At 59.2% G+C, this 23008-nt stretch carries 26 protein-coding genes; 11 read left to right on the plus strand and 15 right to left on the minus strand.

Annotation, left to right across the window (positions count from 1 at the left end; translation table 11 throughout):
- On the plus strand, window positions 1-253 hold a 253-nt coding region (locus RAE09_RS10890; RefSeq protein WP_316981688.1), incomplete at its 5' end, for a hypothetical protein.
- Window positions 254-320: 67 nt separating this feature from the next.
- Here RAE09_RS10890 and RAE09_RS10895 read toward each other — a convergent pair.
- From RAE09_RS10895 to RAE09_RS10905, 3 genes are read right to left on the minus strand one after another with little or no spacing between them, the layout of a single operon-like run.
- Window positions 321-1292 (minus strand): beta-carotene 15,15'-monooxygenase, encoded by a 972-nt coding sequence (locus RAE09_RS10895; protein WP_316981689.1) that lies wholly within the window; start codon window positions 1290-1292, stop codon window positions 321-323.
- Window positions 1289-2092 (minus strand): AAA family ATPase, encoded by an 804-nt coding sequence (locus RAE09_RS10900; RefSeq protein ID WP_250411142.1) that lies wholly within the window; start codon window positions 2090-2092, stop codon window positions 1289-1291. The genes RAE09_RS10895 and RAE09_RS10900 overlap by 4 nt, the downstream gene beginning before the upstream one ends.
- The gene (locus RAE09_RS10905; RefSeq protein WP_005327000.1) at window positions 2089-2463 is read right to left on the minus strand and encodes a GntR family transcriptional regulator; all 375 of its coding nucleotides are present in this window, start codon (window positions 2461-2463) and stop codon (window positions 2089-2091) included. Before RAE09_RS10905 ends, RAE09_RS10900 begins: the two co-directional genes overlap by 4 nt.
- Before the next feature lie 203 nt (window positions 2464-2666).
- Here RAE09_RS10905 and RAE09_RS10910 point away from each other — a divergent pair, with 203 nt between their 5' ends.
- Entirely contained in the window at window positions 2667-3764 is a 1098-nt protein-coding gene (locus tag RAE09_RS10910; protein ID WP_250412785.1) for an NYN domain-containing protein, read from the plus strand.
- On the opposite strand, the gene RAE09_RS10915 is transcribed toward RAE09_RS10910, so the two are convergent.
- Complete coding sequence (locus tag RAE09_RS10915; RefSeq protein WP_005325958.1) at window positions 3761-4498, minus strand: PspA/IM30 family protein; 738 nt, start codon at window positions 4496-4498, stop codon at window positions 3761-3763. The genes RAE09_RS10910 and RAE09_RS10915 overlap by 4 nt on opposite strands.
- Window positions 4499-4581: 83 nt before the next feature.
- Window positions 4582-4950, minus strand: coding sequence for a thioredoxin (gene trxA / locus RAE09_RS10920; RefSeq protein ID WP_005325956.1), 369 nt, complete (start codon window positions 4948-4950; stop codon window positions 4582-4584).
- A 117-nt stretch (window positions 4951-5067) separates the two neighbouring features.
- Here trxA and RAE09_RS10925 point away from each other — a divergent pair, with 117 nt between their 5' ends.
- The 3 genes from RAE09_RS10925 to RAE09_RS10935 all read left to right on the plus strand — a co-directional run bounded on the left by RAE09_RS10925 (window position 5068) and on the right by RAE09_RS10935 (window position 8013).
- Window positions 5068-5268: a heavy-metal-associated domain-containing protein gene (locus tag RAE09_RS10925; protein ID WP_005325954.1), complete on the plus strand. Its 201-nt coding sequence runs from the start codon at window positions 5068-5070 to the stop codon at window positions 5266-5268.
- Between the two features lie 8 nt (window positions 5269-5276).
- Complete coding sequence (locus tag RAE09_RS10930; RefSeq protein WP_316981690.1) at window positions 5277-7430, plus strand: heavy metal translocating P-type ATPase; 2154 nt, start codon at window positions 5277-5279, stop codon at window positions 7428-7430.
- 118 nt (window positions 7431-7548) lie between these two features.
- Window positions 7549-8013: a VanZ family protein gene (locus RAE09_RS10935; protein WP_040425474.1), complete on the plus strand. Its 465-nt coding sequence runs from the start codon at window positions 7549-7551 to the stop codon at window positions 8011-8013.
- A gap of 1 nt (window position 8014) precedes the next feature.
- Here RAE09_RS10935 and dnaB read toward each other — a convergent pair whose 3' ends face one another.
- The 8 genes from dnaB to RAE09_RS10975 form a co-directional block, all read right to left on the minus strand.
- Window positions 8015-9445: a replicative DNA helicase gene (gene dnaB, locus RAE09_RS10940; RefSeq protein WP_005325950.1), complete on the minus strand. Its 1431-nt coding sequence runs from the start codon at window positions 9443-9445 to the stop codon at window positions 8015-8017.
- Between the two features lie 469 nt (window positions 9446-9914).
- Complete coding sequence (gene rplI / locus RAE09_RS10945; RefSeq protein ID WP_005325949.1) at window positions 9915-10367, minus strand: 50S ribosomal protein L9; 453 nt, start codon at window positions 10365-10367, stop codon at window positions 9915-9917.
- A 48-nt stretch (window positions 10368-10415) separates the two neighbouring features.
- Complete coding sequence (locus RAE09_RS10950) at window positions 10416-10964, minus strand: single-stranded DNA-binding protein (protein ID WP_005326997.1); 549 nt, start codon at window positions 10962-10964, stop codon at window positions 10416-10418.
- A gap of 49 nt (window positions 10965-11013) precedes the next feature.
- Complete coding sequence (rpsF, locus tag RAE09_RS10955; RefSeq protein WP_005326996.1) at window positions 11014-11304, minus strand: 30S ribosomal protein S6; 291 nt, start codon at window positions 11302-11304, stop codon at window positions 11014-11016.
- Window positions 11305-11426: 122 nt separating this feature from the next.
- Entirely contained in the window at window positions 11427-11615 is a 189-nt protein-coding gene (locus RAE09_RS10960; protein WP_200435872.1) for a hypothetical protein, read from the minus strand.
- Window positions 11612-13009, minus strand: a complete 1398-nt coding sequence (locus tag RAE09_RS10965) for a glycosyltransferase family 87 protein (RefSeq protein WP_200435873.1) — start codon at window positions 13007-13009, stop codon at window positions 11612-11614. Before RAE09_RS10965 ends, RAE09_RS10960 begins: the two co-directional genes overlap by 4 nt.
- Window positions 13010-13015: 6 nt before the next feature.
- Window positions 13016-15265 (minus strand): transglycosylase domain-containing protein, encoded by a 2250-nt coding sequence (locus RAE09_RS10970; RefSeq protein WP_316981691.1) that lies wholly within the window; start codon window positions 15263-15265, stop codon window positions 13016-13018.
- Between the two features lie 75 nt (window positions 15266-15340).
- On the minus strand, window positions 15341-15718 hold the full coding sequence (locus tag RAE09_RS10975; protein WP_034667960.1) for a DUF5318 family protein: 378 nt from the start codon (window positions 15716-15718) through the stop codon (window positions 15341-15343).
- 117 nt (window positions 15719-15835) lie between these two features.
- Here RAE09_RS10975 and RAE09_RS10980 point away from each other — a divergent pair, with 117 nt between their 5' ends.
- The 6 genes from RAE09_RS10980 (at window position 15836) to RAE09_RS11005 (ending at window position 21649) form a co-directional block, all read left to right on the plus strand.
- Window positions 15836-16924 (plus strand): inositol-3-phosphate synthase, encoded by a 1089-nt coding sequence (locus RAE09_RS10980; RefSeq protein WP_005326986.1) that lies wholly within the window; start codon window positions 15836-15838, stop codon window positions 16922-16924.
- Window positions 16925-16978: 54 nt separating this feature from the next.
- Window positions 16979-17479: a MarR family winged helix-turn-helix transcriptional regulator gene (locus RAE09_RS10985; RefSeq protein WP_204610726.1), complete on the plus strand. Its 501-nt coding sequence runs from the start codon at window positions 16979-16981 to the stop codon at window positions 17477-17479.
- Between the two features lie 86 nt (window positions 17480-17565).
- The gene (locus RAE09_RS10990; protein WP_316981692.1) at window positions 17566-18537 is read left to right on the plus strand and encodes a universal stress protein; all 972 of its coding nucleotides are present in this window, start codon (window positions 17566-17568) and stop codon (window positions 18535-18537) included.
- A 9-nt stretch (window positions 18538-18546) separates the two neighbouring features.
- On the plus strand, window positions 18547-19029 hold the full coding sequence (locus RAE09_RS10995; protein WP_179387139.1) for a hypothetical protein: 483 nt from the start codon (window positions 18547-18549) through the stop codon (window positions 19027-19029).
- A 17-nt stretch (window positions 19030-19046) separates the two neighbouring features.
- Complete coding sequence (locus RAE09_RS11000; RefSeq protein WP_316981693.1) at window positions 19047-20906, plus strand: chorismate-binding protein; 1860 nt, start codon at window positions 19047-19049, stop codon at window positions 20904-20906.
- Entirely contained in the window at window positions 20903-21649 is a 747-nt protein-coding gene (locus RAE09_RS11005; RefSeq protein WP_316981694.1) for an aminotransferase class IV, read from the plus strand. Before RAE09_RS11000 ends, RAE09_RS11005 begins: the two co-directional genes overlap by 4 nt.
- A gap of 212 nt (window positions 21650-21861) precedes the next feature.
- On the opposite strand, the gene RAE09_RS11010 is transcribed toward RAE09_RS11005, so the two are convergent.
- Window positions 21862-22224 (minus strand): hypothetical protein, encoded by a 363-nt coding sequence (locus RAE09_RS11010; RefSeq protein WP_316981695.1) that lies wholly within the window; start codon window positions 22222-22224, stop codon window positions 21862-21864.
- A 21-nt stretch (window positions 22225-22245) separates the two neighbouring features.
- Window positions 22246-22914, minus strand: a complete 669-nt coding sequence (locus tag RAE09_RS11015; RefSeq protein WP_316981696.1) for a hypothetical protein — start codon at window positions 22912-22914, stop codon at window positions 22246-22248.
- Window positions 22915-23008: the final 94 nt, after the last annotated feature.

The raw sequence follows: 23008 nt of genomic DNA on the forward strand, positions 1-23008 counted from the left end.
GGCACACACCAACCAACAAACCACTAAGCCTGCTGGCAGACAAACCAATCAACACACAACCATGCACACAAAAAATAAAAAGTACATTGGCACACTATTGAGTTCTCAAACATCATCACCACACAACAACCACACACTTTGGCATGTAGCTCGTTGTGAGCAAAAAGAATTTTGTTTTGTCAGGGCCTGTTTTCCTATCGCCGCTTCAGCCAGGAATTTTGCTGTTCCTGTGGGGCGCTGTCGGTCGCGCTGACTCGTATTAAGTTACACAGCGACTTAAACAAACACAAATCCCCAGGCCAACCCTTCTTTTGAGCGGTTTAATCTATGCCCATCCAAGCGCTCATTCCGCCACGGTGAGCGTTTGCTCGGCGAATGTACGCGGGCAGCATCAAAGCCCAGACTGTATAGAAAGCCACCGCCAAGAAAAGCTGGGCAACCGCGGAGACCGGCACCAGAGTGCGCAGAAGTGCCATCCCAGCAATGAGGACCAGGTAGAGAGCGAATAGGTGCCAGTTCTTCTTTCCCAGAAATTCCAGACTGACCACTACAGGGGCGCAGGTGGCACTAAGCAGCACGATGTCCGCTACAAGTTCACCGTCGTTTGCCAGTACTGCACTGGAGGTGGTCGCGACTAGGACAGGTATCAGGCCGAGCACGGCAGTGTGGCGGGCCCAGACGGTACGGCTACCACCAAGCACCGTGTATTCGCGCAGAGATACTCGCAAGCTGTGGAAAGCTGCGAAGAGCATCGCAATTGAAAGTGTCCAGATGAAGATGCCAAGGAAACCAAGCAACGGGATGTCCTCCTTATACCGGCTAAGTACAAACCCGATTGCTAGCGCCAGACACGCAGCACCCCATGCCTTGACCTGCCGGCGGTAAATGGTTTGCCCGGCCAAGGTGCGGGGGAACCATCCAAATCCGTTTGAGGGTTGGGAACCGGTCGTGGTGTACCCGACCCGTTTAGGAGTAGCCCTGCGGTACATGGCCCACGCCGCTGCGACGGCATAAATGGGCAATGCCCACCACAACTGCACGGTGAGGGCACCGATAGCTGACGCTAATGTACACAGGACAACGAGAATGCGGCGATGCTCATTCCAGATTTTCGAGCCTAGGCCCACCAACTGATACTTCTTAAAGTCTGGTGTCAGGGAAAGTATTAGTGACAAGGAAAAGATCACCGGGAGCACGTTCCACGTTCCCTGCGCCATGACGGGCATGACGAGCAAAGCGAAAAGGAAAAAGGTCCAGCGCCACCAATCGCCTAGGTACCACAGGAGTTTCATGCTTTCTCCTCCAATGCCATAACCGCACGTTCCAAGGAAACTTCATTGATCCGCAGGCCATGGGCCTGGGCCGTGCGGAAGATAGGCTCGGTGGCGGCAGAGCGGGCGTCGGCAAGCAGGCGATCTCCTACAAGCGTGGTTTCTCTACTCAGTACTGGGAGATCGAGCTCTTCGACCGCTGCGTTGAGAGCCTCAGATGGGCCGGTGAGCTCAAGAATTCCCTCGATGAAGTCATCAATGGGGCCTGAAATCGGGCTGTCCCCCATAAGAGCGACGGTGTCGAGGAGGCCCGCTACCTCATTGAGGTGATGGGTGGAGATGACAATGGTACGACCGTGTTCCTCGCGCAGCACCTGATAAAAGAGCTCGCGGCGCTGTGTATCAAGGCCGAGATAGGGTTCGTCGAGAAGCATGACCTCGCAGCCGGAAGCTACGGCAAAGATGAATCCCACCGCAGACTTTTGCCCGCGGGACAGGGAAGAATAGGCCTTGGCCGGTACGTCGAAGCGAACCAACAGCTCATTGAAACGCTCCTCATCCCAACGCGGCCAGCGCGCCTTACCAATGACGCCCAGCTTTCCGATGCCCCAGGAATCCGGCAGTGGGTTATCAATCCCCATCAAAATAACCCGGTTAAGGACCGATTGCTTGTCAAAGGGCTCTTCCCCGAAGACCGTAATACCGCCAGATTGGATTTGGCCAGCGATTTTGCGCAGGAGCGTGGTCTTGCCAATGCCATTGGGGCCAACTAAGCCATGTGTGAGGCCATCGGCAAAGGTGAAATCTCGTGTTGTAATCATGAGTACATTCCTCGGCTTTCTGCAACGCGATCAAATAGGTCGTGGAGTTGGGCCCGGTTGTAGCCCAGGCGAACGGCTTCGTCGACAAGCGGTGCCATATATTCCGCCGCGAAATCGGCGCGGCGGCGCTCGCGGATCGTTTTCAGGGCGCCTTCTGCCACGAACATGCCGATGCCGCGGCGCTTATCCAGCACCCCAATATCCACCAGGAGGCTGATGCCCTTGCGGGCAGTGGCCGGGTTGATGTTGTGGAAATCAGCAAGCTCGTTAGTAGATGGGGCCCTATCCCCCTCGCCCAAGGTTCCGTCCACGATGGCGTCCTCCACCAGAGAAGCAATCTGACGGAAGAGTGGTTGCGTGGAATTATCCATTGACCCTCGGTTCGTTGGTTAGTTACTTGTGTAACCAACCATATCGGCAACACCCCACCCCTGCAATACTTCCAAAGAGAAAACTTTTTTGCTGCCACTGCGCTGGGATTTTGTCCAAGGTTATCGACGTTTTGTGACTAATGGGGCACACTGGAAACCACAAAGAATTTTATTTAGAACAATTAGAACGGAACTTAGGAGCCATGCTTGAACGCACACTCGTCTTTGTCGATACCTCATACTTGCTCGCAAGCTTTTATAACTCGTGGGAAACGGGTGCCCGCGCACAGCTAGAAATCGATCTGCCCGAGGTGGTCAGCACCATGGGCGGGATGATCGAGAACCAACTGGGAACCCCAATCCAGCGCCAATACTGGTATGACGGCATTCCCGATACCGGCCCACACCGCTACCAGCGCGCCCTGCGCACCTGCGAAGGGGTCCAGCTGCGCACCGGTCAGCTCATCGAATGGGGTGAGCGCCGCACCCAAAAGGCCGTAGATACCCGTCTCGTAGCGGACATGGTCATCGCCGCCATGAAGGGACAATTCACCGACTTTGTCCTCGTCAGCGGCGATGCGGACATGATTCCCGGCGCTCAAGCCGCCGTGGATAACGGCATCCGCGTACATCTTTATGGGTTTGGCTGGGACTCCATGTCCTCCGCACTGCGCCATGCCTGCGATTCCACCACCATCTTGGACCCTCGCGAGGACTTCGCAGACGCTATGGAATTGCAGGTCCTAGAAGGCCCGCTTCCTCCAGTGGTGCGCGAAAATGGGCATAAAGAGGGCGAGGAAATGCCCGAACCGGATGAATGCGGCGAGCCTTCAGAGGTGGAGGCAGCCTTCGGCGCCACAGAAAAGCCCACCCCGGCCCCAACGCCCAAGCCGGCTCCTCCCAAGGCGGATGCCGCAGAGGATTCCGCCGCCGAGGAGGACTCCCCCGCGGAGAAGCCGGCGCCCAAGCCATCCATGATGGCGCCGCGCCGCAAGCTGCGCTCTAAGTATGTGCCGCTGCCGGAAGAAGTATGGAGCTCGGCCGGCTTCCAATCCCCATTCGACGTGGGCCAGCAATACGCCTCGTGGTGGTTCGATAACGCTGCTAGCACCGAGCAGCGAGATCAGGCACATCTACTTTCAGGCGGCGGGCTTCCCCCGGAGATCGACCGCCCGCTGTTGCAGTTTGCCTGCGAAACCCTGCACGAATACACCCTGACCGAAACCCAGCGCGTGAACCTGCGCGATGGATTCCACTCAGGGATTCGTGGGGTTCTCATTAACGTTCGCCGGCAGAATTAATCGCCGGACTCGAGCTCTTTCTTCTTTTTAAGATCCGCCCGGATGGCATCAAGGCGCGCAGTCGCCTTCATGTCATTGCCGGCGGCTTGGATCTCATTAATGCGATCGCCGCCGGTGGCGTGCTGCAATTCTTGCGCGCCAAGGGCATCGGCGTAGCGCTTTTCAATCTTGGCACGCACAGAATCAAGAGTAGGTACGGAATCGTCCGGGTTGAGCTGATTCATGGAATCAATAGCCTGGGCGTTCTTTTCTTGCATAGCCGCCTGGTCCGCCTGAGCCTCCAGCTGGCTAACTTGCGCTAGTTGTTCCTTCAAGCGCGCCTCAGACTGCTGCTGCTGGCTCTTGGCCTGCGCGGCAGCCTGCTCTGCGGCGGCGTACTGCTGCTTAACGTCTTCCAGCTCCTGCTCCACCGCTACCAGCTGGGAGGCAACCACTTCCGCAGCCTGGTTATACTCGGAGGCCTTTTGCGGGTCCTCCGCAGAATCCGCCAGCTCCAATGCACGCTGGGTTTGAGACTGGTAGTCCTGCTGGGACTTAACCAGCCGATTCATCTGCATCTCCAGCTGGGACTTATGGCCGATGATTTCTGCAGCGTGATCAGAAATCTGCTGGTGCTGCTCCTTGGCGGCCTGGACGGCCTGCTGGATCTGCACCTTCGGATCAGCGTTCTCATCAATCTTCTGATCGAAGGAACTCATCATGTACTTCCAGCCCTTGCTGAAGGGGTTAGCCATTATCTTCTCCTTTGGACATAAAAAGACGCTTTCTAGCGAGTTTAGCGATACTCACCAGAAAGCGCCCAGGAAGCTAGCGGGGATTAACCCTGCGCGTTCTGCTCTTCTACTTGGCGGCGAACCTCCGCCATATCGAGTTCCTTGACCTGCTTCAGCAGGTCTTCCAATGCTGCAGGTGGCAGCGCGCCAGCCTCGCGGAAGACCAAGATGCCATCGCGGAAGATCATCAGCGTAGGAATGGACTGAATCTCCAGCGCGGATGCGAGGCCCTGGTTGGCCTCGGTATCGAGCTTGGCAAAGGTAGCATCCGTGTGCTCTTCGGAGGCCTTTTCAAAAACCGGCGCAAAGCGCTTGCAGGGGCCGCACCAATCGGCCCACGCGTCTACGAGCGTAATGCCCTCGCCGGTAACGGTTTCTTCAAAGTTTTCTTCGGTGACATCGATAGTAGCCATGGTTGTTCTAACTCCTTTGCGGATTGCTTTATTCCCCAACGTACATGAAATATCCTTGTCATATACCCCTAGGGGGTATAAAATGGGCCCAGAAACCAACCCTAAGAAAGGATCATCATGAGCACCAAGAACTACACCGTAGAGGGCATGACCTGCGGACATTGCGAAATGTCGGTAAAGGAAGAGGTCGGCGAAATTTCTGGCGTTAGCGAGGTCACTGCGGACCATACCACCGGCGCCGTCACGGTTACTGGCACCGATTTCACCGATGAACAGGTAGCGGCCGCCGTGGCTGAGGCCGGCTACACGCTGAAGTAGGAACCACCATGTCCCACTTGGACCTTGGCGTAACAGGAATGACGTGCACCTCCTGCTCCTCCCGCGTCGAGCGCAAGCTAAACAAGCTCGAGGGAGTAAGCGCCAGCGTCAATTTCGCTACCGAGGCGGCGGCCATCGAGTATGACTCCCAGTCGGTAAGTCCACAGGAGCTCATTTCGGTGGTAGAGAGCGCAGGATACGGCGCCTTCGATATGGCGGGGGCGAAGGCGGAGGAGCCCCAAGCCGAGAAGAGCAGTGACGGAGGGCTGCTGCGCCGCACCATCATCTCTGGTGCCCTATCGCTACCGCTCATGGTGGTATCGATGTGGCCGGCACTGCAATTTCCCAATTGGCAGTGGGCCTGCGCCATCGTGGCCACCATCGTTTTTATCTTTGGTGGCGCGCCTTTCCACACCGCTACGTGGACAAACCTCAAGCACGGTTCTTTCACCATGGACACGCTTATCACCATGGGAACCTCAGCGGCCTACTTTTGGTCGCTATGGGCGCTGTTTTTCGGCAATGCAGGCGAACCGGGCATGAAGATGCACATGACGTTGGATGCGAACGCGGCGCAGATGGATCACATCTATTTCGAGTCCGTGGGCATGGTCATTACCTTCCTCCTACTCGGCCGGTGGTTCGAGGCACGAGCCAAAGGCCAGTCCTCCGAGGCGCTGCGGGAGCTGCTCTCCCTAGGCGCTAAGGAAGCCTCGGTACTGCGCGAGGGAGGCGAGCAGCGCATTCCCATTGCCCAGTTGCAAGTAGGCGATGTCTTCGTAGTACGCCCGGGCGAGAAGATCGCCACCGATGGCATTGTCGTTGCCGGTAACTCGGCGGTCGACGCCTCCATGATCACCGGCGAGCCCGTGCCCGTCGAGGTCGGGTCCGGCGATGCGGTGACCGGCGCAACCATTAATGCCTCTGGCAAGCTTGAGGTGCGCGCGACCAAGGTGGGCGAGGATACGGTACTGGCCCAAATGGCCCAGCTGGTCACGGATGCACAAACGTCCAAGGCACCAGTACAGCGCCTCGTGGACCGCATTGCGCAAGTCTTCGTCCCCGCGGTCATCGCCGTAGCAGTGCTGACGCTCCTTGCGCATCTCTTCTTCGGCGGGGTGGCCCCAGCGTTTATTGCCGCGGTCTCCGTCCTCATTGTGGCCTGCCCTTGCGCTATGGGCTTGGCGACGCCCACCGCGATCCTCGTCGGCACCGGCCGCGGGGCGCAGCTGGGGCTTGTCATTAAAGGCCCGGAGATCCTGGAATCTACGCGGCAAATCGATACCATCGTCATGGATAAGACCGGAACGGTCACGGCCGGAGAGATGTCCGTTACCGCCGTACACGGCGACGTCCTCGACTTGGCCGCGGCCGTGGAACACAATTCCGAGCACCCCATCGCTCGCGCTATCGCTAGCGAGCGCAGTGTAAAGCCGGCTACCGACTTCGCAGTGGTTCCGGGTGGCGTGGAAGGAACTGTGGAGGGGGTCCGGGTGGGCGTCGGCAAGCGCCAAGGCCCGTTGGGCGACCTGGAAGCGCCGTTCCGCGCCGCACAGGATGCTGGTGCCACGCCGGTGGTCGTCACCGTCAACGGACAGCCCGCAGGCGTCATTGAGGTGCGCGATACCATCAAGCCCAGCTCGGCCGCCGCCGTGGCGCAGATGAAGGAACTGGGGCTAACCCCTTACCTGCTGACCGGTGATAATGCCGGGGCCGCCCGCGCAGTGGCTGCCGAGGTGGGAATCGATCACGTCAGCGCTGAGGTCCTGCCAGAGGACAAGGTGAACCACATCAAGGAGCTGCAGGCCGCGGGGCACACCGTGGCGATGGTGGGCGATGGCATTAACGACGCCGCCGCGCTGGCCCAAGCCGACCTCGGCCTCGCCATGGGCGCGGGTACCGATGTTGCCATTGAAGCCTCCGATATCACCCTGATGAACGGCGATCTACGCTGCGCCGCTGATGCCATTCGGCTCTCGCGCCGCACGCTAGCAATCATTAAGGGCAATCTCTTCTGGGCCTTCGCCTATAACGTCGTACTCATTCCCGTGGCCGCGCTCGGCTGGCTCAATCCCCTGCTGGCGGGCCTGGCCATGGCGCTGAGCTCGGTTTTCGTGGTTACTAACTCGCTGCGGCTGCGCGGCTTTTCCGTCCGTCGCTAAATAAGGCCGCCGAGCACCCCTGGGCAGGCTAGCATTGGCGGGGCGTACACTCCCCCGCCACGAAAGAAAGGACTAGCGCGTGCTCAGCAGGGTATCCCTCGCCGCGTGGACCGCGGTTATGGTCGCGTTAACCACGCTCAAGCCCTTCTACCAGATTGGCTATTTGTGGAAACCGGAAAATCAGCGCGCCCGGGATTTGCGCTGGGTTCCTTTCGATGAATTTTCCGGCGGCAGCTGGTTTGGCCCGCTCTTTGAGTACGCGGGCAATACCGCATTCTTCATCCCCTTCGGCATGCTGGTCTTTAGCCTCTGCCGCTCCGTTAAGAAGACAGCTGCGTGGGGATTTGGCCTCAGCCTCGTACTAGAAGTGTGCCAATATGCTTTCGCCCTGGGGCGCACGGATATCGATGATCTTCTCTTCAATACCCTGGGCGCGCTTATCGGTGCGGCGTTCGCCCGCCTGTGCGGCGAACGCCTTTTCCCCGTATGGCGGTGGCTGGCGCTCGCCGCAGCTGCGGTTTTCTTGGTATTGGTCATCCTTGGCCCACGATTGGGAGACCCCAACGCGGTTGTAGACCTGTAATTTAACCGTGCGCCATATTGACGAACTTGGAGTAGTGCAGCTGGTGCGCCACCTGCACAGTATCAATCGGACCGCCACGGTGCTTGGCTAGGATAATATCCGCCTCGCCGGCGCGCTCATTATCGCGGTCCTGGGAATCGGGGCGGTAGAGCAGCATGACCATATCGGCGTCCTGCTCCAGCGAGCCGGACTCACGAAGGTCCGCAAGCTGCGGCTTTTTATCCGTACGCGCCTCAGGTCCACGGTTCAGCTGCGAGATCGCGATGAGGGGAACCTCCAGCTCCTTGGCCAAGAGCTTCAGCTGACGGGAGAACTCGGAGACCTCTTGCTGGCGGGACTCCACCTTTTTACCCGAAGACATCAGCTGCAGGTAGTCCAAGACGATGAGGTCCAAACCGTGCTGCTGTTTGAGGCGGCGGGCCTTGGACCGAATTTCCATCATCGTGAGGTTCGGGGAGTCATCAATGAAGAGTGGGGCGTCTTGCACTCGGTTGAGGGTCTCATCGATTTTTGCCCAGTCCTCGGTGGAAACTCGGCCACCGCGCATATCGGCCAGCTTTACCTCTGACTCCGCCGAGAGCAGGCGCATGACGATTTCAGAAGCTGACATCTCGAGCGAGAAAATCACCGAGGACTTGCCGTGCTGCAAGGAGCAGGAACGCATAAAGTCCATGGCTAGGGTCGATTTACCCACACCAGGGCGGGCAGCAACGATGACCATCTGGCCCGCGTGAAGGCCATTGGTTAACTTATCGAGGTCGATGAAGCCAGTAGGCACACCTAGCTCCACGCCGCCGGCTTGCTGCAGGGCGGCGAGTTCATCAATGGTGGGGTCAATGAGGTCTCCCAGGACACGGTAATCTTCTGCCGTCTTGCGCTGGGCGACGGCGAAAACTTCCTGCTGCGCACGGTCCAGCACGGACTCGATTTCTGCATCTTCGGTGCCGGAAAATCCGAGCTGTACTACGCGCGTACCGGCATCAACAAGCTTGCGCAGCACTGCCTTTTCCGCGACGATTTCGGCGTAGTAGCGTGCGTTCGCAGCCGTTGGCACTGTAGCTAGCAGCGTGTGGAGATAAGGAGCGCCACCGACGCGCTCGAGGTTATTAAAGCGGTCGAGCTGGGAGGCCAAAATGACGGCGTCGACGTCCTTGCCCTCGGAATATAGATCCAGCATGGCGCGGTAAATCAACGTGTGCGCCGGATAGTAGAAATCCTCCGGCTCCAGCTCTTCAATGACCTCCATCACCGTATGGGGGCTCAGCAACATTGCGCCCAGGACGCCCTGCTCCGCTTCGCGGTCTGCGGGAGGCTGGCGGAATTCGCCATAGCGCTTTGGCTCTTCCTGCTGATAGCGGCGGCGTGGGGCCGGTTCCTCCTCCGGCGGCGGCTCTGGTGGCAGGTGTTCATCATCAAAGCTGGCGTTGGTCATGACTTCTCCCCCTTGTGGCTATTTGAGCGTCCGAGCGTATCGGAATCTCAGTGTAGTCTAGTGCCCGGACACCACCCCCTGGGCATAACTTCCACAGTTATCCACAGGGTGCTGTGAAAATTGCAGGTCGCGAGAGCCTTTGCCCATATTTGCCCCGCATAGGCCTGTGGATAACTCTAAAGGCCCATGACCTGCACAAATCAAAATCCCAGCTCAGGGTATGTTTTTCCCGGTGTGAAAATAGGCACATCATCCGTGGATAAGGGGCCTGACCTGCGGGTTAATAAAGAGGACTCCACGTAAACAGAAAGTTAAACGCACAAAGAGTTATCCACAGAATTCCACAGTTATCCACAGGCCGGTGAAAACGCGCTAAAGGCCCCAAGTTCCTGCCACCTCACATAGCAGGAACTTGAGGCCTAAAGCGTTGCTGTTGTCTTTGGGTCTATATGGACCGTCGTGCGCCTAGTTAGGCAGCAACGACCGAGAAGTTCACCTTGCCGATAACATCAGCGTGCAGCTTCAGCTCGACCTGGTAGTTGCCGGTCTTCTTGACCAGGCCCTTAGGAAGCACAACGATGCGCTTATCCAGCTTAGGGCCACCGGCCTTGGAGACGGCGTTGACAATGTCTTCTGCTTGAACGGAACCGAAGAGCTTACCGGATTCGGAGGTCTTAACCTCTACCTTGACATCCGTCAGCTGCTCGAGCTGGTTACGGACCTCACGTGCGTGATCCAGGTCGCGAATCTCGCGAGCTTCCTGGGCGCGCTTGATGCCCTCAATCTGCTTCTCTGCGCCGCGGGTAGCCACGATGGCCAGGCCGCGAGGAAGCAGGTAGTTACGTCCGTAGCCGTCCTTAACCTCAACAATTTCGCCAGCGGCGCCGAGGTTCTCAACGGCAGCGGTGAGGATCAGCTTCATGATCCCTGCCTTTCAATTGAGTTAGTTGAATAGTTGCGGGTGACAGACTTAGAACGGAGGTTCAGAATCAGCGCCTCCGAAACCACCTGCAGGTGGTGCGGAGTTCCACGGATCCTCAGAAGGAGCCTGGTTCTGCTGCGGCTGCTGTTGCTGGCCGCCTCCAAAACCGCCCTGATTATTGTTATTCGAGCGCTGTTGGCCGCCGCCGCCAAAGTTATTGCCGCCCTCACGCGGATTGCGGTTTACCTGAGCGGTGGCGTAGCGCAGAGACGGACCGACTTCGTCGACGTCAATCTCGAATACGGTGCGGTTATCGCCCTCACGGGTCTGGAAGGAACGCTGCTTCAAGCGGCCGGTAACGATGACGCGCATGCCCTTAGACATGGTCTCGGCAACGTTTTCCGCTGCCTGACGCCATACGTTGCAGGTCAGGAACATAGCTTCGCCGTCTTCCCACTGATTCGTCTGCGAGTTATAGCGACGAGGGGTGGAGGCGACGCGGAAGTTAGCTACTGCCGCACCCGCCGGGGTGAAGCGCAGCTCGGGGTCAGCAACGATGTTGCCTACCACCGTGATATTGGTATCTCCCTGTGCCATGTCTTTACTCCTTATCGGTTACGTGGATTGTGCTTGATCCCAGTATCCGCTACTTGCTGTCGGTGCGCAGAACCTTGGTACGCAGGATGGTGTCGTTCAGGTTCAGACGGCGGTCGAGCTCGGCAACCGAAGTGTGCTCGCACTCCAGGTTGACGACGGCATAAATGCCCTCTTCCTTCTTGTTGATGGGGTATGCAAGACGACGCTTGCCCCATACATCAAGGTTCTCAACCTTGCCGCCTTCCTGGCGGACGATTTCGAGGAACTTATCCAGGGACGGGGTTACGGTGCGCTCATCCTGATTAGGATCCAGAATGATCATGACTTCGTAGTGACGCACGGACCTCATCACCTCCTATGGTCTAGTAGTTTTCGGCTGCATCACCTTTGCGGATGCAGCAGGAGGGTACGTTGCGTCAAGCAACCCCACTACAGTACCGCAAATGACCGGCGAAAAGAAATCTAACCAGTGGTCGTTGCGGCGAAAAACACAGCAGCAGTCGCCGGAATGATGGTGAGGAAAAGAATGGCCAAAAGCCCCAGCACGATGGGCCCGCGGCGATCTTCACGATTGTGGAAGAGCCAGAAGGCCCCCATCACGCAGAGGAATCCCAAGAAGATGGATGCCATTCCGATATAGGTAATGATCATGCGAATGCTCCTGCCAAGGGGTCGCGGCCGGCGTGCGCATCGCGCACCTTATCCGGGGTCTTGCCGCACATCTGGCGAATGACGAGGACAGCCATGGCGATAATGAGGGCGTCGCGGGAGATAATCGCAACGTCAAGCAGTTCGTGCGGAATACCCTTATTGTCTGTACCCAGCATGTGCCACATGAGTAGGGGCCACACGAGGGCGTCGACAAGCGCCCAGCTAAAGACCAAGCGCCAGCGTGGCAGGGCTAGGGCCGCGGGCACTACCAGCCACAGAGAATACTGGGGCGACCATACCTTGTTGAATAGTAAGAAGGCTGCCACGATGAGGTAAACCAGCTCGGCCATGCGCGGGGTCCGCGCGCTGCGCAGGCCCAACACCGCAATCGCCGCACAGAGAGCCAAAAACGCCACCAGGCTGAAGGTATTGAGGAACTCAGGGCTAAAGCTAATCCCAGTATTGCGGCTGAGCACCGAGTAGATGGTGGTCCACTCCGCACCGCGCTCTTGGTTGAGGCGGAAAAATTCGCGCCATGCCTCCGGGTACTTCAGTGCCACCGGCGCGTTGACCACAATCCAGGTCACGGCCGCGCCGAGCAAGGCGTAGAAAAATTGCGGCAAGCGACGATTGCGCACCGCCAAGACCAGGAACGCCCCCAAGAGAAAGAGCGGCCACAGCTTAAAGGAAGTGCCAAGGCCGATGAGGACACCCGCAACGACAGGGCGCTTGCGCGCGGCGGCCAAGAGCGCACCTACGGCAAAGGCAATGGAGGGGATATCCCAGTTGCTGAAGGCGTGGATGATGACAAGGGGGCTGGCGGCGACGAGGATGGTGTCCCAGGTGCGGTTGCCCACCAGCAGGTAGACCATGTAGAGCACGCCTACCCAGATGCACGCCATGACCAAGGCGGTCAGGCCGAAGTACCATCCGGCCTCCGGGATGCCAACCCACTCAACCAGAGAGTACGTATTGCGGGCAATCCAGCCCATCAACCCCTGGAATAGGCCCGCGAGGACTGGGTACTCCATATAGCGGGTCAGGTCACCCTCTTGCCAAGAATAGGCATAGGGGAAGCCGCCTTCGTCGAGGCCACGGCCACCGTAGAGCGGGATGATGTCGTTATAGCAAAAAGAGGTGTACTGGCGGTTGCCCGCCCAATTTAGGTTAATGACCCCGTCATCACCGCGGGTGCCGCCGGCGCAATTAGCCTTCGAGAGGAATCCGCACGCCAGGAAAACCCAGCCGACGGCGATTATGGCGCGCAGCGGGGTCCACCACTGGGTGCGGCGTACACCGGCAAAACGGCCCCTTGGCCCGCCGAGGAATTCAATTACCCCGCGGGCCAAGGGTTCTGAGGAGGCGGGAATGCGCTGGTGCGGATTCGCTGTCACTGCCGCCTACCCTAGGAGATCTGCCAAGTCGCTATCGGGGCCGATGAGGTCATCCAACGACGGCGCCTCTGGCTGGGCCGGAGCCTGGTTGCTATTACCGCTATTGCCACCATTGCCGCTATTGCCATTACCGCGTTGCGGTTTCGGGGCAGGCTTCGGACTCTCCGGCTTATTCTCCGGCTGAACCGGTTTGGTCTCCTCTTCCGGAGCTGCTTGCTCGGCAGGGGCCTCGTAGTCCTGGGTATCGCCAGCGCCGCTATCCCAGCTCGGGTCATAGGCCGGAGCGGCCGTTCCGGCGCCCATGTTGCCGAATCCCAGCGGATAGGCAGCCGGGAAGTTTTGGAATTCGGAGTTGGCCAGGGAGTTGTCCAGCACGGCCTTCCAAATCTTGGTTGGCGCGCCCGCGCCGTACATGATGCCGCCGTACTGATCGAAGATGGCGGAGGTGTTATCCGCGGTACCTACCCACACGGCGGTAGCCAGCTGCGGGGTGGCACCGACCATCCAGGCATCCTTGTTATTTCCGGTATCGCCCATCTGAGTGGTACCGGTCTTGGCGGCGGAAACACGGCCACCGGCTAGGGCGCCATTAGACCATGCGGCCACCGGCTCCATGGCTTCGAGGACGTTATTGGCCACGTTGGACGATACGCGGCGCTCGCCGCCGTCTTCGGGGTGCTCGTACAGCACTTCGCCGGCAGCGTTTTCTACGCGCTGCACAAAGTGCGGGTTATGCCACACGCCCTGGTTAGCCAGGGTGGACATTGCGGTGGCCATATCGAGCGGGCGGGACTGATACTGACCCAGAGCGATGCCTTCGAATGGCTGCTTGCCCTTTTCCGTCAGCGTCTTGTCAATGCCCGGCAGGGACTTAGCCACGCCAAGGGCGTGCGCCATATCCGCGGTGTCCTGGGTGCCGTTCTTGAGGTCCGCCTGCAGGCGAAGGAAGGAGGTATTCAGGGATTGCTTAGTAGCCTCGCGCAGGTTGCACACGCCGCAGCCGCCGCCCACGTTGGTGACAACATCCGAACCAGGCAGCTGGTACGGAGCGGACGAGTAATTGGTATCGAGGCTGATGCCCTGCTGCAAGGCGGCCGCAAGGGCCATGATCTTGAAAGTAGAACCGGTCTGCAGCGGGGAGTTGGCATAGTCCCAACCATTGGAATCGTGGCCGCCAAAGTATCCGCGGACCGCACCGGTCTTCGGATCGATGGTCACGGAAGCCGCACGCGCATCCTCTTGCAGCGGAGCCATCTGGTCATCGACTGCCTGAATGGTGTTGTTCTGCACATTCATGTCGATGGTGGTGGTGATGCGCAGGCCGCCGGTGGACACCTCGTTTTCGGTGATGCCTACCTCTTCCAACTCGCGGATGACCTGATCCTTGATGTGGCCATTGGCGCCGGGCGCCTCGGTGTAGGCGGAGTACTCAGCTGGGTCGCGGGTCTCCGGGAAGACCATGCCATCGCGCTGTTCCTGGGTGAGGTCACCCATTCCCACCAGGCCGTCAAGTACGTAGTTCCAGCGGTCCTCGGAGCCCTCCTGGTTCACGCGCGGGTCGAGGCCGGATGGGGACTGAATGAGGCCGGCGAGCATGGCGCCTTCCTCCGGAGTGAGGTCCCTGGCGTCCTTATCAAAGTAGGCGTTGGATGCCGCCTGGATGCCGTAGGCATTGCGGCCGAAGTACACGGTGTTGAGGTAGGCGTTGAGAATGTCCTTCTTATCCCACTCATTGGTCATCTTCACCGAGTAGATGAGCTCGCGAATCTTGCGCACGTAGGAGTATTCGTTGCCCACCAGCGTATTCTTCACATACTGCTGGGTAATGGTGGAACCGCCGCCAGCATCTTCATTACCGGTTACCTTACCCACCACGGCGCGGCCGAGGCCGGTGAAGGAGAAGCCGGAGTTATCCCAGAAGTCACGGTCCTCCGCGGCCAGCACGGAGTCCTGCACGTAATCTGGGATTTCATCCAGCTTCACGTGGGTGCGATTGCCTTCCGGCGGCACCAGGCGGGCGAGCTGGGTCTGATTATCACCCGCGTAGATGGTGGAGACCTGGTTATTGGCCAGGTCCTTGGGCTCCGGAACGGTGTATTGCGAGTATGCGTAGGCAAAAAGTCCTGCGGGCAGTGCTACAAAGACCAGTAGGAACGCCAAAACGACCCACGGCCAGATGCGGCGCTTCTTTGTCGCCTGCTTTTTGCTGGGGCGAGCCACCTTAGTGGACTTGCCGGTAGATTCCTTCTCGGTCACTGATTCGTGTCCTCATTCATCCCTGATCACAAACTAAATAATTGCAGCTTACTGCCTAAGGCGGTGCGCTGGAAACTAACACGCGTTAAATGCAGTAGCAGAACGCAACAAGTGGTTCCACCGGCACTGGCGGCATACCTCCACCTCGTGCACCGTAAACTCCAAGCCCTCGGCCACAAACTCCGCTATTTCTTTCTCACTGCGGGCGCTCCCGGCGCGGCGGCCTAGGTTCTCGCCATAGACCCAGCGGGTGAGCCGCAAAGGCTCGCCGCACACGGGGCATTCCTTATCCATGGTGCGCCCGTGGTGCTCAGCTGCGGCGCGCAGCAAAAAATCAGCATCGCACACGTCCTCCCGCGTGAGCTGCCCGGCGCGAAATTCGCGCAGGTGGTGGGCGCGCTCCCACTCATGGGAGAGCACGTGCTTATAGGCAACGGAATTCACCCGGATCATCCTAATTACCTCTTCTTGATCGATCCACATGGTGTTATGCCACCGTAGGGCATAATTTTCGGCTTACTCTTGCGCAGTCACTGACAGCCACAACTCATGGAGTTAAAGGAGTAGACCGTGTCCGAAAAAGTAAAGGTCGCCATCGTGGGCGTCGGCAACTGCGCCACGTCCCTCATTGAAGGCGTGGAGTTTTATCGCAACGCCGCGGCCGACGCAGATATTCCCGGTTTGATGCACGCCCAATTTGGCCCGTACCACGTAGGCGATGTGGAATTCGTTGCCGCCTTCGACGTGGATGCGGACAAGGTGGGCAAGGATCTGGCGGAGGCTACGCGCAGCTCCCGCAATTGCACCATTTCCATTACCGACGTCCCTGAGCTGGGCGTTACCGTGCAGCGCGGCCCTACCCTGGACGGCCTCGGCCGGTACTACCAAGAATCCATCGCGGAATCGGAAGCCCCGCTTGCCGACGTCCCCGCTATACTCCGCCAGTCCGGTGCCGACGTCGTAGTCTCCTACCTGCCGGTAGGCTCTGAAGAAGCGGATAAGTTCTACGCCCAGGCGGCGATCGATGCCGGCTGCGCCTTTGTCAATGCCTTGCCGGTCTTTATTGCCTCTGATCCGGTATGGGCGAAGAAGTTCGAAGACGCCGGGCTGCCCATCGTGGGCGATGATATTAAGTCCCAGGTAGGCGCCACCATTACTCACCGCGTCATGGCGAAGCTCTTTGAAGACCGCGGCGTGCGCTTGGAGCGCACCATGCAGCTCAATGTGGGCGGCAATATGGATTTTAAGAATATGCTCGAGCGCGAGCGCCTCGAATCCAAAAAGATCTCCAAGACGCAGGCCGTAACCTCTAACCTGCACAACTCGCCCATCGCCGGCAAGCGGGAGGACCGCAACGTCCACATCGGGCCTTCCGATTACGTGGAATGGCTCGATGATCGCAAATGGGCCTATGTCCGCTTGGAAGGCTCGGCCTTTGGCGAAGTACCTCTGAACTTGGAGTACAAACTGGAGGTCTGGGACTCGCCCAACTCCGCCGGCATCATCATTGATGCGGTGCGTGCCGCCAAGATTGCCCTCGACCGCGGGGTGGCGGGCCCGGTACTGGCTGCCTCGTCCTACTTGATGAAATCCCCGCCGGTACAAAAGGCCGATGACGTGGCGCGCGCCGAGTTAGAAGACTTTATTGCCGGAAACTAATTTTTTAACTTCCAAACTACCGCGCAGGGAAAACGGGCTATACAATCGTTTTCTATGACGCAGCAACATGAGGAGAAGGGCCCCGCTCAATCCCCGTCTACGTACGAGGATGCCGTCGAGGTCGCGCGTTCCATCCAGCCGTCGCTCAATAAGCTCATTCTTATTTTCCAGCGCACGGCGGAGGGCTCTTCACTGACCACCTCCCAGGTGTCCATCATGAACCAGCTGCGTATGCGCGGACCGTCGCGCGTTTCCACTATCGCGCAGGCAGAGCTTATCCGCATGCCCACCGCCTCCAACGCGCTCTACCAGCTAGAGCGCCGCGGCTACGTGGAACGCCACCGCGATGAAGAGGACCGGCGCGGCGTCTTGGTAGCACTGACGCAACTAGGCGAATCCGAACTAGCCATCGTCTCGCAGCAGCGCGCTTCCGCCCTAGCAGAAATCATGCGGTGGCTCGAGCCGAAGGATTTGGAGACCGCGAACGACGTTGCCACCGTTATCTCCAAGCTGGCTGATGTCTATCGCCCCACAATGCACGGCGAACAGCGCTAGTTTTGCCCGCGGTGATTTCATTTTTCTTGGGCTTAACGTGATAATTGAGAAAACGAAAACCGTAATCTCTCACTAGTTCACTCCGTATGGCAACTGATTCTTCCGATGGGCATCTGCCGGCCTTAAGCAAGGGCTCGGCCGATAAACCCCTTCGCATTCTTATTTCTTGGAGCCCTTCTTCCTCCGGCACCGAGGCTCTAGATTGTGCCGCGTGGCTTTCCCGTACCGCCACTACCCAGGTGCGGGTCATCTCTACCGTGTTCCAGCCGTGGACTACTACTTCCCTCACCAAGCTGGGCGGAAAATATAAGAAATGGTTTAAAGCACAAAAGGAGGCCTGCGCGGCCGCGACCCATGCCGCCCTCGATGAAGCCGGCGTACCCCGCAGCTGCTGGGATGACAAGCCTTCCCTCTTGGTCGATGGGCCTTCGCGCCCCCATCTGCTGACGGAGATGGCCAAGAAGTTCGAGGCAGACCTCATCATCTTAGGCCCCAACCAGGCGGCGCCGAAGGGCCGTTTCTTCGCTGGTTCTACGGCCGATACCCTGCTGCATTATTCCCCTCAACCATTGGGCTTGGTGCCCCGCAAGGTGAAGCTGTCCAAACACGGCGTCACCCGCTTCAACTTTGCCATTACCGAACGCAGCCCGCGCGAAGATCATGAGATGCTCGCCGCAGCGGAGCTCGCCAACCGCTGGAACCTGCCGCTGCGCCTGCTTGCCTTCTCAGCAAAGGGACTGCTCAATACGCCGTCCAAGGATAAGCACGATATGGCGCTTAAGCTGACGGCCGAGTGGCTCGAGGATTCCCTCGCCATGCTGGACCGCGCCCGCGATAGCATCCAAGAAAAATTCCCCGATCTGGATGTCACCTCAGAAATCGGTTCCGGTGCAGGCTGGGGCGGGGCGGTGGATTCGCTCAAGTGGAAGAAGGGCGATCTGATGCTCATGGCCTCCACCCCGCAGGGCCCCATCGCCCGCGTGTTCTTGGGATCTACCGCCACGGAGCTGTTGCCGCATATTCGGGTGCCTATCTTGGTCCACCCTGCCTGTGGTTAGGATTGGGGCATGAGCCTGCGACCAGAGCATCCCGAAAACGATCTGACCTCCGATGCGGACTATGCCAATCTGCGCCGCCCGGAACCGCGGAGCTTTGATGAGCTGGCCGATGAGCCGGACCCTTTAGAGATTGCCGCTGCTAACCGCCGCTCCACCCGCCAGGCCGTCTGGTACATGATCGGCGTTCTTGTGCTCTCCGCGCTGTATGGTTTCGCGGTCGCACTCTTTACTCGGCTCTCCGGCGGCCCCTTGTGTGAGGATGGCACCGCCACGTGGCTCTGCACCGACGGGCAGCGCACCTTCTTTAGCCTGACCACCCCGATCATTCCCTTCTTCGGCATGATCGGCTGCGCCATCATCATGGTGCGCAAGCTGCACCGCTATCTGCGGTGGCGCAGTTGGATGGCCATTTTCTGGGTAATGGCCTGCAATTTCATGCTGTGGACTATCACCGATATCCAGCTGTTCCTCATGGACTCGGCCGCCGCATAGATACTTTCCGCCTCCCTATGATCCTCCTGCTTGATAATTACGATTCTTATACCTTCAACCTTGCCCACCTCATCGCGGAGGTAGCCGGACGCGAACCACTCGTCGTCGCTGCCGGTGAAGCGGACGGGCTGGCCGAGCGCGTCCGTGCCGGCGAATTTTCGCATGTGGTGATTTCTCCTGGCCCGGGCACGCCGGAACGCGAGGAGGATTTCGGTGCTGCCCGAGGCATTGTCGCCGCCGCAGCCGCGGCCGAGATTCCGGTACTGGGTGTATGCCTTGGCCACCAGGGGCTAGGTCTACTGGCCGGTGCCCAGGTGTCGCGCGCGCCGCAGCCGCGCCACGGTTTTGTCTCTACCATCAGTCACTCGGGCGAAGGCATCTTCGCCGGAATCCCGCAAGACTTCGAAGTGGTGCGCTACCACTCCCTGCATATAGAGGAGACCCCCGGCATTACCGTGCATGCCCGCAGCGAGGATGGCGTCATCCAAGCGCTTAAGGTCGACGGCTTGCCGCACTGGGGCGTGCAATTTCACCCGGAGTCGGTGCTTACCCAGTACGGCCGGGAGATTATGCGCAACTTTCTGGGCGGGTTCCACCTGCTCCACCGCGAAGTCCCCGGCGCGGTGGACTGCCCACAGGTCTTTGCCGCCCTGCGCGCCGAAGGCAACGATGCCTTCTTCCTCGATTCCGCGGATCCCCGCGGGCGCTATTCCATCCTCGGCGATACCGCCGGCGCATTGAGTCGCTCTTTGCGCTACCGGCTTGGCGACGCCCCCGATATCCTCACCCTCCTCGACCGCGAGCTCGCCACCCGCATCATCGACGCACCGGATCTCCCGTTTACCGGCGGGGTCATCGGGTATTTGGGCTACGAATGCGCCCAGCTCACCCTGCCCATTGAGCTACGCCATCGCTCCCCTTACCCAGATGCCTACTTTGTGCGGCCGCAGTCTTTCATCGTCTATGACCACCAGGCAAAAACCGCGCACCTGTGCTGCCTTGCCGGCGACGGCGCCGAGGATCTCCTGGACCGCCTGGAGACCGCCTTGGATGCAGAGGAACCACGGCCAACGGGGGAGGACGATGGGGCGTCGCTAAGCGCGGGCTCCTGGCGCAGCCCTGGCTACCTGGAGCGGATTAAGCGCGCCCAAGAATTCCTGCACGCCGGGGAGAGCTACGAAGTCTGCCTGACCGATACCTACACGGCCGCGGCCGAGGGCGAGCTTTATCCCCAACTGCGCTCGCACAATCCCGCCCCCTATGCCGCACACCTCGTCTTCGATGGTGTGGAGGTCTGCAGCGCCTCGCCCGAGCGCTTCCTCACCGTGCGCGGTCGTGAGGTAGAGGCCAAGCCGATTAAGGGCACTATCTCGGCCGACCAGGATCCCGCGCTACTGACCACGGACCCGAAGACACAGGCCGAAAACCTCATGATCGTTGACCTACTGCGCAATGATCTCTCCCGGGTATGCGAGCCCGGCACCGTACGCGTGCCGAAGTTGATGCAGGTAGAAAGCTATGCCACCGTCCATCAGTTGGTGTCCACCATTACCGGGCAACTGCGCGCCAGTGCCACCGCGGTCGATGCCCTCCGCGCCACCTTTCCTCCCGGATCGATGACGGGCGCGCCGAAGCTGCGCACCTGCGAGATCATTGACCAACTCGAAACGGGACCGCGCGGTGTGTACTCCGGCGTGGTGGGCTACCTGGGGTTTGACGGTCAATCCGATCTCAGCGTGGTTATCCGCACAGCCGTGCGGGCGGCCGGTGAGGTCACCATCGGCGCCGGCGGGGCCATCGTCCTGGATTCGGATCCGGCCGCCGAGCTGGAGGAGCGCAACCTCAAGGCCCAATCCGTGTTGGGGGCGTGGCAATGAGCACCTACCTCTGGCACGAAAGCAGCTTCATTCCAAGCCAGGCCCACCCCGGCCCCTTTGACGTGGCGGATTCTTGGCGGATGCTTGCCGACGCCCACTCCAACGCCCTCCCCCTGCACCTCCAGCGCTTCGAGTCGGTGGCCGGACCGCTTCCCGCCGGCTTCGTCCCCGCGATGCTGCAGCTTATGGGCCCCGGCGATCTCTTCCCCCGCATCTCGCTAGCCGGCGGACAACTGCGCCTCGATATTCGCCCTGCGCCCCCTGCGCGCCCGGTCACCCGGGTGACCTATGTGCAAGCCCCCGACCCGCGCATGCAGCCTTTAGTCAAGGGCCCCGACTTCCCAGCGCTGGCACGCTACCGTAACAAGCATCAGGCAGACGGCACCGATGACACCGCCATCGTGGATGCCTCCGGTGCCATGGTGGAGACCACCACCGGCGCGCTCGTCGCCTGGGATGGGGAGACGCTCATCCTCCCCACCGGGCTGGCGCTGCCTAGCATCACGCTGCGCCAAGTTGCCCGGCGCGCCTCAGACCTTGGAATTCACACCGAAACGCGCCCCATCACCCCCGAGCTCGCCGCCGAGTGCCCCCTGTGGTTCCTCAACTCGCTCCACGGCATCAGCCCGGTGACCGAACTACACGCCCCCACCGGTGTAATCCATCCACCGCACAGCCCGCATACCACCGCATGGCAGCAATGGTGGTGGGACTCCTTCCACAAGGAAGCGGCGCGCGACTAGCTCTCCTGCTTGGCTAGCTGGGCTGCCAAATGCGTTTACACTACTTGCTGATCGTAACCAGTCATAGGTACTGACTTTCCAAGACCGGCCTTAACTCTCTGAATCCACTGTCCCCTACAAACACCTAACCACCCAGTCCAGCAAGCATGAGTACGGCCCCGCCTACTATGTTCGATAGGTAGACGAGGCCGCCGGAGAAAAGACTCAAAATCCTAAGCTGTTTGCTTTGAATTAACTTTCAAATTTCGAGCTATCAAGGTGCAAAGGGTCGACATCACTAGTCCCGCACCAAACACCCAAACAAGGGCCGGCGAGAAGATCGCAGTTTCCCCATCGCCCTTTGAACCGATTAACAGGCCGACTGCAATCGCAATGATGCCGATAATCATTCCTATCCACTGGACCTTCGCGGACTGTTTCGAGAGAATTAACGTGGTAATTGCGGAAACCACAGACAGAAAAATGACCACAGTGCCGATCCAACCGATTCTGACTGGGGCCATAAGAACGAGAGCCACCCCTAAGACAGCCGCCACCAATTCAGGCCAAACCGGACGGAGTTTTCCACTTGCCATAGTTACTCTCCTTTGCTTCTTTTATCCCGAAATCGTAGGGTTCCACTGGCTAGGATGAGCTGCAGTCACGGCAGCAAAATAGGTTCCTGCAGTCTCAAAACAGCCTCCCCTACGCGGATCTGCGGCATTTGGATAGACGCTCTTGCAAATATGAACCATGTCCTTATTTAGTTGAACATTGCAACCCACACGCTCACCGGGATCCTTATGGGCTCCATAGCACATGTCGTGCTTTGCACATGCACCAGAGAAATCAGCGTTGTCGCCGGGAGCGGGGAACTGATCCGGAGACTTCGTACAATAGTCATTCAGGCTTCCCTTTGAAGGGTCATACACATAACCCGGTGGGGGTTCAATCCCTGCGCGGTTGAACATTACAATGTGCTTATCAGCAAGGGCCTTTTGAGTCTCGGTAGAGATAGTTACAGGTTCCTCTTGAAATTCGGCATCGAGATCAAGATCCTGCGATGCTGCCCACTCATTCAAATTCTTCGCAATTTCAGGAGCCACTTCTTTTCCAGCAGCGTCACTAACCGCGCTGACCGCCTCATTAGTTTGTTCAGCCGCAACGGCGGACGGAACCGCGACAGAAATCGTACCTAGGGCAACGAGTGCAGCTGCGGCAACGCGCCCATTACGTTGTTGGCAGTTCCGCTTGAAGGGACTCAGGATTCGTACTCCTAGCCCCATGCTGGGGCAGGCTATGTTTATCTGCGTTCCTTCTGCCTTGTTGCAGTGGAACTAGTCGCTGGCTTCGGTATGGCTTGTTTTCGTCCCTGTCTGA

This window comes from Corynebacterium tuberculostearicum (assembly GCF_032821615.1).
In the GTDB taxonomy this organism is placed as follows: domain Bacteria; phylum Actinomycetota; class Actinomycetes; order Mycobacteriales; family Mycobacteriaceae; genus Corynebacterium; species Corynebacterium tuberculostearicum_H.

What these genes read in the sequence shown, in the direction of transcription:
- RAE09_RS10895 (WP_316981689.1), bottom strand. Translation starts at nt 1,292, where the DNA reads ATGAAACTCCTGTGGTACCTAGGCGATTGGTGGCGCTGGACCTTTTTC.
- RAE09_RS10900 (WP_250411142.1), bottom strand. Translation starts at nt 2,092, where the DNA reads ATGATTACAACACGAGATTTCACCTTTGCCGATGGCCTCACACATGGC.
- RAE09_RS10905 (WP_005327000.1), bottom strand. Translation starts at nt 2,463, where the DNA reads ATGGATAATTCCACGCAACCACTCTTCCGTCAGATTGCTTCTCTGGTG.
- RAE09_RS10910 (WP_250412785.1), top strand. Translation starts at nt 2,667, where the DNA reads ATGCTTGAACGCACACTCGTCTTTGTCGATACCTCATACTTGCTCGCA.
- RAE09_RS10915 (WP_005325958.1), bottom strand. Translation starts at nt 4,498, where the DNA reads ATGGCTAACCCCTTCAGCAAGGGCTGGAAGTACATGATGAGTTCCTTC.
- trxA (WP_005325956.1), bottom strand. Translation starts at nt 4,950, where the DNA reads ATGGCTACTATCGATGTCACCGAAGAAAACTTTGAAGAAACCGTTACC.
- RAE09_RS10925 (WP_005325954.1), top strand. Translation starts at nt 5,068, where the DNA reads ATGAGCACCAAGAACTACACCGTAGAGGGCATGACCTGCGGACATTGC.
- RAE09_RS10930 (WP_316981690.1), top strand. Translation starts at nt 5,277, where the DNA reads ATGTCCCACTTGGACCTTGGCGTAACAGGAATGACGTGCACCTCCTGC.
- RAE09_RS10935 (WP_040425474.1), top strand. Translation starts at nt 7,549, where the DNA reads ATGGTCGCGTTAACCACGCTCAAGCCCTTCTACCAGATTGGCTATTTG.
- dnaB (WP_005325950.1), bottom strand. Translation starts at nt 9,445, where the DNA reads ATGACCAACGCCAGCTTTGATGATGAACACCTGCCACCAGAGCCGCCG.
- rplI (WP_005325949.1), bottom strand. Translation starts at nt 10,367, where the DNA reads ATGAAGCTGATCCTCACCGCTGCCGTTGAGAACCTCGGCGCCGCTGGC.
- RAE09_RS10950 (WP_005326997.1), bottom strand. Translation starts at nt 10,964, where the DNA reads ATGGCACAGGGAGATACCAATATCACGGTGGTAGGCAACATCGTTGCT.
- RAE09_RS10960 (WP_200435872.1), bottom strand. Translation starts at nt 11,615, where the DNA reads ATGATCATTACCTATATCGGAATGGCATCCATCTTCTTGGGATTCCTC.
- RAE09_RS10975 (WP_034667960.1), bottom strand. Translation starts at nt 15,718, where the DNA reads ATGATCCGGGTGAATTCCGTTGCCTATAAGCACGTGCTCTCCCATGAG.
- RAE09_RS10985 (WP_204610726.1), top strand. Translation starts at nt 16,979, where the DNA reads ATGACGCAGCAACATGAGGAGAAGGGCCCCGCTCAATCCCCGTCTACG.
- RAE09_RS10990 (WP_316981692.1), top strand. Translation starts at nt 17,566, where the DNA reads ATGGCAACTGATTCTTCCGATGGGCATCTGCCGGCCTTAAGCAAGGGC.
- RAE09_RS10995 (WP_179387139.1), top strand. Translation starts at nt 18,547, where the DNA reads ATGAGCCTGCGACCAGAGCATCCCGAAAACGATCTGACCTCCGATGCG.
- RAE09_RS11000 (WP_316981693.1), top strand. Translation starts at nt 19,047, where the DNA reads ATGATCCTCCTGCTTGATAATTACGATTCTTATACCTTCAACCTTGCC.
- RAE09_RS11005 (WP_316981694.1), top strand. Translation starts at nt 20,903, where the DNA reads ATGAGCACCTACCTCTGGCACGAAAGCAGCTTCATTCCAAGCCAGGCC.
- RAE09_RS11010 (WP_316981695.1), bottom strand. Translation starts at nt 22,224, where the DNA reads ATGGCAAGTGGAAAACTCCGTCCGGTTTGGCCTGAATTGGTGGCGGCT.
- RAE09_RS11015 (WP_316981696.1), bottom strand. Translation starts at nt 22,914, where the DNA reads ATGGGGCTAGGAGTACGAATCCTGAGTCCCTTCAAGCGGAACTGCCAA.